This window comes from Oceanobacter kriegii DSM 6294, from assembly GCF_000422845.1.
Classification (GTDB): Bacteria; Pseudomonadota; Gammaproteobacteria; order Pseudomonadales; family Oceanobacteraceae; genus Oceanobacter; species Oceanobacter kriegii.
In genome coordinates this window covers 34,483-41,156 of sequence record NZ_AUGV01000024.1, presented here as the reverse complement: position 1 = coordinate 41,156, position 6,674 = coordinate 34,483, and the positions used below count along the sequence as shown (strand labels likewise).

Here is a 6,674-nt window from a genome sequence, read left to right as displayed (position 1 = left end):
TCACATAAGTTGGATGGATCACTCTAACCTTGTGTCCTAATGCTTTGATTGAGCGTCCCCAGTAGTGAGCTCCTGAGCAAGCTTCCATCGCGACCAGTGCAGTTGGTTGCTGCCGTAAGAAATCCAACAGCTGATGTCGCTTGAGCTTTTTGCTGATCAGCTTCTTTCCTGTTGAGCTATTTACATGAACCTGAAAAACCTGTTTGGCCAAATCAATGCCGATCGTATTAAGCTTGGTCATGTGACCCTCCCACTTACTCTGGATGCCGAATTGATGTAGGTGCAACTTCATCATGGCACATGCTTAGGGTGGGACGGGTCCATTTCATTTCCCGGAAATACATTTCAAGCCACATTGCACTGCTGATGTATTACGCGTTCCGCTAATACATCCTACATTTACGAGCAGAACCTGTGGGAGGTAGCTTGCTGCCGATTGCACAAACAAAAAGAGCGGCCGAAGCCGCTCTTGGTACCAAGCATCTGCTACAGATGCTTTAGCAATCAACGATCACCAGCAGGCTCAGCTGCGGAATCGGTGTCTTCGTCACCGGCCATATCGCGGCTTTCCTGTGCTGGAGCGGATGGGCCACTGGTAGGGCCATCGCTGTTCCAAGACTTGGGTGGACGTGGCTTGCGGCCAGACATGATGTCGTCGATCTGATCAACGTCGATGGTTTCATATTCCATCAAGGCGTCTTTCATCACTTCCAGCTTGTCGCGGTTTTCTTCCAGGATGGTGAAAGCACGCTTGTAGCAACGATCCAACAGGTCTTTCACTTCAGAGTCAATCAAACGAGCGGTTTCATCCGACAGGTGAGCCATCTGGCCGCCACCGCTGGAACCCAGGTAACCGTTCTGCTCATCTTCCGAGTACAGCTGAGCACCCAGTTTTTCAGACAAGCCCCATTTGGTGACGTAGTTACGAGCGTATTTGGTCGCACGTTCAATGTCGTTGGAAGCACCGGTGGTAACACCGTCTTTACCCAGGGTCATTTCTTCAGCAATACGGCCGCCGTACAGAGAGCAAATATTGCTTTCGATACCACGCTTGCTGATGGAGTTACGATCTTCCTCTGGCAGGAACATGGTCACACCCAGCGCACGGCCACGCGGAATAATGGATACCTTGTACACAGGGTCGTGTTCAGGCACCAAACGACCAACAATGGCGTGACCTGCTTCGTGGTAAGCCGTGTTGGTTTTTTCCTTCTCGGACATCACCATGGTCTTGCGCTCGGCACCCATTAGGATCTTGTCCTTGGCCTTCTCGAACTCTTCCATGCCCACACGGCTGTGGTTGGCTCGAGCAGCAAACAGAGCCGCTTCGTTACACAGATTAGCCAGGTCGGCACCAGAGAAGCCTGGTGTACCACGAGCAATCAGGGAGGCGTTTACATCGTCATCCACTGGCAGCTTGCGCATGTGTACTTTCAGGATTTGTTCACGGCCACGAATATCTGGCAGGCCCACCACTACCTGACGGTCGAAACGACCCGGACGCAGCAAGGCGGGGTCCAGTACGTCAGGACGGTTGGTTGCGGCAATCACGATGATGCCGTCGTTCACCTCAAAACCATCCATCTCAACCAGCAACTGGTTCAGGGTTTGTTCGCGTTCGTCGTTACCACCGCCGATGCCTACGCCACGGGAACGACCCACGGCATCGATTTCGTCGATGAAGATAATGCATGGCGCTTGCTTCTTGGCCTGCTCGAACATGTCACGCACACGGGATGCACCCACACCAACGAACATTTCAACAAAGTCAGAACCGGAAATAGAGAAGAACGGCACACGGGCTTCACCGGCGATGGCTTTTGCCAGCAGGGTTTTACCCGTACCTGGCTGACCAACCATCAGCACGCCGCGTGGAATCTTACCGCCCAGACGCTGGTACTTGCCCGGATCACGCAGGAACTCAACCAGCTCCTTAACGTCTTCCTTGGCTTCGTCACAACCGGCAACGTCTTCAAAGGTGGTTTTGATCTGGTCTTCGCTCAACAACTTGGCCTTGCTCTTGCCAAACGCCATTGGGCCGCCACGACCACTGCCACCACCCTGCATCTGGCGCATGAAGAACATGAACACCGCCAGAATGATCAGGATTGGCAGGGAAGCCAGCAGCAACTGAGTGAAGAAACCCTGTTTCTCTGGCTTCTCACCCACCACTTTCACCTGGTTGTTCAACAAGGTGTCCATCAGTTTGTCGTCGTAGGCAGGCAGCACAGTTTCAAATGCTTCGCCATTGGAGCTGGTGCCCTTGATGGATTGGCCAGAAATAGTGACTCGTTCAACCTGACCGCTTTCAACAGCAGTAATGAAGTCGGAATACGACAATTCCTGTCCGGTACCAACGTTCTGGAAGTTGTTGAACACCATCATCAGGACGGCAGCAATTACTGCCCACAAGATGAAATTCTTTGCCATGGTCGGCATTACCTCTCTGTTTCCGGCCAGCTGGCCGCTTTTATCCTTTCCGTAAGCTTAGCAAGCATCTACTCGCCACGGAAACCTTTGGCAACAACGTACACCTCACGAGATCGTGCGCGGGACGCCTTGGGCTTGCGAATGAGCACCTTATTGAACGAAGAACGCAACTCTTTCAGGTAGTCGTCGTAGCCTTCACCCTGGAACACCTTGGCAACAAAATTACCGTTTTTGCTCAGAACCTGGCGCGCCATATCAAGCGCCAGCTCAACCAGATACATGGCACCCGGCTGATCGATAGAGCTCATACCACTCATATTGGGGGCCATATCAGAAATTACAAGTTCGACCGGATTTTCACCAATTCGATCCATCAACTCATTGAATACCGATTCTTCCGTAAAATCGCCCTGAATAAAATCCACCCCAGCTATGGTGTCCATAGGCAAAATATCAGAAGCGATCACAGTGGCATCCTGACCAACCCGCTGCGCCACCACCTGTGACCAGCCGCCCGGTGCCGATCCCAGATCTACCACCGTCATGCCGGGCTTGATCAGATGATCCTTTTCATCCAATTCAATCAGCTTGTAGCTGGCACGGGTACGGTAGCCGTCTTGCTGGGCCATCTGGACATAAATATCGTCAACATGTTCCTTCAGCCAGCCAGCACTGGATTTTGATCGAGCCATAGGGGTTTGCCTTGCAGTCAGATATACTTGGTGTCAATTCGCTGAAACAGTCAGCGCAACGCAACATTCTAACACCCGAGGGCCGGACAAACACATGCCGCTCAGTAATGACGAAAAGAAAGCCTACCGTTCAATAGGCCACAAACTGAATCCTATCGTGACCGTTGCCAGCAACGGCCTGACCGAAGCCGTTCTGGACGAGCTGAATCGCGCTCTGGACGACCACGAGCTGATTAAAATCAAAATCGCCGTAGGCGACCGCGAGCTGAAAAAAGAAGCCGTGGAAGACGTCGTTGAAAGCACTGGCGCGATTCTGGTTCAGCAAATTGGCAACACTGCGTTGCTGCTGCGTCGCAACCCGAAAGCCAAAGCGAACCTGTCTAACCTGCAACGCTTCTAAGCGCTGAGGTAGTGATGCAGGCTTGAACACAGTGCTTCAGGACTATCCTGAAGCACTGTTTTGATTTTTTCTCAGACCACCCGCCGTGGCGCCATCCAGAGCCACAACACACCCAACAACGATAGACCATGCAGCAATACCATCTGCAACTTCCACCAGGGCGTCAGCCCAAACCAGCCAAGTGACAGCAACACCATCACCAGCATCAACTGCTGCGGCCGGGACTGCCAATCAAACAATTTGCGCCACACGCACAGCAGTGTCATCAGCAGCCCAATAAGCGCCCCCACAGCCACCGCCCAATTCAGTACATCCAAACCGTGATGTGGAAAATAGCCCTGCGATTCCAGTACCGGGCGCACCAGATAGACACAGCTCCATAACATTCCCAACCACGCCGTGCGCAAGAACATCAGATAATCACGGACCACGATTCCCTCCTTTCTGCAGCCACTGCCAGTAATGTCAGCTTTCAGATCAGCCACACAGAGCGGAAAAACTCCAATGATTATTTGGAATATCTGACCATTGTGTCGATAATGGGCGCAAAAACAGGTAGGACGCAATGACTGATATCTACATAACAGGCACGGGCCTGTTCACACCGGCGCAAGGCGTCAGCAACGAAGAACTGGTTGAGGCCTATAACCAGTACGCCAACACCTTTAACGAAGAACACGCCGCAGAAATCGAACAAGGCACCGTCGCCGCCGTGCCGCTGTCGAGCGCAGAATTCATCGAAAAAGCATCCGGCATCAAACACCGCTACACCATGCACAAAGACGGCATGCTGGACCCGGCCCGTATGCGTCCGCGTTTTGAAGCCACCAACGAAGGCGATGAGCCAGAAGCCGTTACCATGGGCTTGGCCGCAGCCAAGCAAGCTCTGGACAACGCCGGTCTGGAGCCGCAAGACATCGACCTGATTGTCGTCGCCTGCACCAATCACCAGCGCGCCTACCCATCCATTGCGGTAGAAATTCAGCACAAACTGGGCTGCACGGGTTACGCCTACGACATGGGCATTGCCTGCTCTTCCGCGACCTTCGGCCTGATCAACGCGTTCATTGCCTTGAAAGCTGGTACCGCCAAACGCGCACTGATGATCAACCCGGAGTTCGTCACCCCACAAGTTGACCTAACCTCCCGCGACAGCCACTTTATCTTTGGCGACGTTGCCACCGCCGTGGTGCTGGAGCCAGCAACCGCACTGAGCGAACCCAAAGGCTTCAAAGTACTGAACACCAAGCAGTTCACCCGCTTCTCGGACAACATTCGCTGCGACGGTAACTACACCGACCACTGCCAGGACGACCTGCCAGCTGCCCGCCCCTACTTCAAACAAGAAGGCCGCAAGGTATTCAAAGAGCTGCTGCCACTGGTGACCGAATTCATTGAAGGCCAGCTGCGAGACAACGAACTGGCAGCAACCGACCTGAAACGCATGTGGCTACACCAGGCGAACATCAACATGAACCTGTTCGCCGCCAAAAAACTGCTGGGCCGCCTGCCCGAGCCTGAAGAAGCACCGATTGTGTTGGACGAATACGCCAACACCGCCTCCTCTGGCTCCGTCATCGCCTTCCACCTGCACAACCAGGACCTGGCATCCGGCGACAAAGGCCTGATTTGCTCCTTCGGTGCGGGCTACTCCATCGGCAGCCTGCTGGTAGAAAAGGTCTAACGCCTGTCACCCAAGCTGTTCCTGCGAGCAAAGCCACCGGCAACCGCAGGAACAGCGGCTCTAGATTTTTTATGGTCCCCGACACCCGACACCCGACACCCGACACCCGACACTAACCAGTGTTCGAAATGCGCAACTCCACGTCGCATCCAAGACAGCCAAACCTTCTTATCTAAACATCAGCATGAAGTCGTAACGATTATTTCCAAATATTCAAGTAACCTTCATTAGCAAACCAAAGTCCGCTGTGTCATCTTTACGGCCACGGAAAAGAATACGCTTTTAAAATGAGGAAACGAGCATGACTCGCCAACAATCTTTCGATCGTGATGCCCTGCTGGCATGCGGTCACGGTGAACTTTTTGGTGAAGGGAACGCCCGTTTGCCATTGCCTAACATGCTGATGATGGATCGCATTGCCCACATCAGCGACGAAGGCGGTAACTACGGTAAAGGCGAAATTATTGCCGAACTGGACATAGACCCATCCCTGTGGTTCTTCGACTGCCACTTTGAAAGCGACCCGGTAATGCCAGGTTGTCTGGGACTGGACGCCATGTGGCAGCTGGTTGGCTTCTACCTGGGCTGGCGCGGCAACCCGGGCCGTGGTCGCGCACTGGGCTGTGGTGAAGTGAAATTCCGCGGCCAGGTACTGCCAACCGCCAAGAAAGTAACCTACCGCATCAGCATCAAACGCGTGATGGAGCAGAAGCTGGTTATGGGCATCGCCGACGCCGTTATGGAAGTCGACGGCCGTGAAATCTACAGCGCCAAAGACCTGCGCGTAGGCCTGTTCACCTCTACCGAAGACTTCTGATATCGATTGATATCAGCTGCGAAAAAAGGCGATCCTCGGATCGCCTTTTTTGTGCCCGGAAGAAATGCCTTGCAGGCGTGGAACATCCGGCAAAGCCGGATGTTCGCAGGCAAGTCTGCTCCTACCCATTTCCGGGAGCGCGGGCCGCTGGCCCGCTTTTGACACGGAAGATACATTCGACACCAGGGCCAATCACAGGCAAGCCTGCTCCTACAATGAAGTGCCCACGATCGGCAGCAAGCTACCTCCCACAGGTATCAATCATCAACGTAGGATGTATTAGCGGAACGCGTAATACATCGGAAGGCGCAGAATATTTAATGATGCCATCCAGCATTGCGACGTCAGATGGCATCCGCTTCGCGTTTTTATCTGACCTACGTTTGGGTTGGTGTTTTACGGAGTGGGCACTGCACATCGGATATTCGCAGGCAGCTAACCCTAGCCATTTCCGGGAGCGCGGGCCGCTGGCCCGCTTTTAATACGGAATAGCCAATCGCAGGCAAGCCTTCTCCTACGACGAAGTAAACGCAATCGGCAGCAAGCTACCTCCCACAGGTAGGAATTTCTCGTTCCCACGCTCTGCGTGGTAATGCGTGTTCGCAGGCAAGCCTGCTCCTACAATGGAGTGCACACGATCGGCAGCAAGCC

6 protein-coding genes and 1 pseudogene are annotated in these 6,674 nt (G+C 53.6%); 3 read left to right on the top strand and 4 right to left on the bottom strand.

Annotation, left to right across the window (positions count from 1 at the left end):
* The 3 genes and pseudogenes from G516_RS24705 to rlmE form a co-directional block, all read right to left on the bottom strand.
* Nucleotides 1-241: pseudogene (locus G516_RS24705) on the bottom strand (IS110 family transposase); the annotation flags it as partial.
* 263 nt (nt 242-504) lie between these two features.
* Nucleotides 505-2,430: an ATP-dependent zinc metalloprotease FtsH gene (ftsH, locus tag G516_RS22345; protein WP_036536320.1), complete on the bottom strand. Its 1,926-nt coding sequence runs from the start codon at nt 2,428-2,430 to the stop codon at nt 505-507.
* A 68-nt stretch (nt 2,431-2,498) separates the two neighbouring features.
* Nucleotides 2,499-3,122, bottom strand: coding sequence for a 23S rRNA (uridine(2552)-2'-O)-methyltransferase RlmE (gene rlmE / locus G516_RS0112495; protein WP_028293941.1), 624 nt, complete (start codon nt 3,120-3,122; stop codon nt 2,499-2,501).
* Between the two features lie 94 nt (nt 3,123-3,216).
* On the opposite strand from rlmE, the gene G516_RS0112490 reads away from it, so the two are divergent.
* A complete protein-coding gene (locus G516_RS0112490) occupies nt 3,217-3,522 on the top strand; it encodes a YhbY family RNA-binding protein (protein WP_028293940.1) in 306 nt (101 codons plus the stop codon).
* A gap of 71 nt (nt 3,523-3,593) precedes the next feature.
* Here G516_RS0112490 and G516_RS0112485 read toward each other — a convergent pair whose 3' ends face one another.
* Nucleotides 3,594-3,953: a hypothetical protein gene (locus G516_RS0112485; protein ID WP_028293939.1), complete on the bottom strand. Its 360-nt coding sequence runs from the start codon at nt 3,951-3,953 to the stop codon at nt 3,594-3,596.
* 134 nt (nt 3,954-4,087) lie between these two features.
* Between G516_RS0112485 and G516_RS0112480 the strand changes: the two genes are divergently transcribed.
* Both G516_RS0112480 and fabA read left to right on the top strand, forming a co-directional pair.
* Nucleotides 4,088-5,206, top strand: coding sequence for a beta-ketoacyl-ACP synthase III (locus G516_RS0112480; RefSeq protein WP_028293938.1), 1,119 nt, complete (start codon nt 4,088-4,090; stop codon nt 5,204-5,206).
* Nucleotides 5,207-5,507: 301 nt separating this feature from the next.
* Complete coding sequence (gene fabA / locus G516_RS0112475; protein ID WP_028293937.1) at nt 5,508-6,023, top strand: 3-hydroxyacyl-[acyl-carrier-protein] dehydratase FabA; 516 nt, start codon at nt 5,508-5,510, stop codon at nt 6,021-6,023.
* The last annotated feature ends 651 nt before the right edge of the window (nt 6,024-6,674 follow it).

Excerpts from the sequence above, each read along its gene's own strand:
- ftsH (WP_036536320.1), bottom strand. The coding sequence starts at position 2,430 with ATGGCAAAGAATTTCATCTTGTGGGCAGTAATTGCTGCCGTCCTGATG.
- G516_RS0112480 (WP_028293938.1), top strand. The coding sequence starts at position 4,088 with ATGACTGATATCTACATAACAGGCACGGGCCTGTTCACACCGGCGCAA.
- fabA (WP_028293937.1), top strand. The coding sequence starts at position 5,508 with ATGACTCGCCAACAATCTTTCGATCGTGATGCCCTGCTGGCATGCGGT.
- G516_RS0112490 (WP_028293940.1), top strand. The coding sequence starts at position 3,217 with ATGCCGCTCAGTAATGACGAAAAGAAAGCCTACCGTTCAATAGGCCAC.
- rlmE (WP_028293941.1), bottom strand. The coding sequence starts at position 3,122 with ATGGCTCGATCAAAATCCAGTGCTGGCTGGCTGAAGGAACATGTTGAC.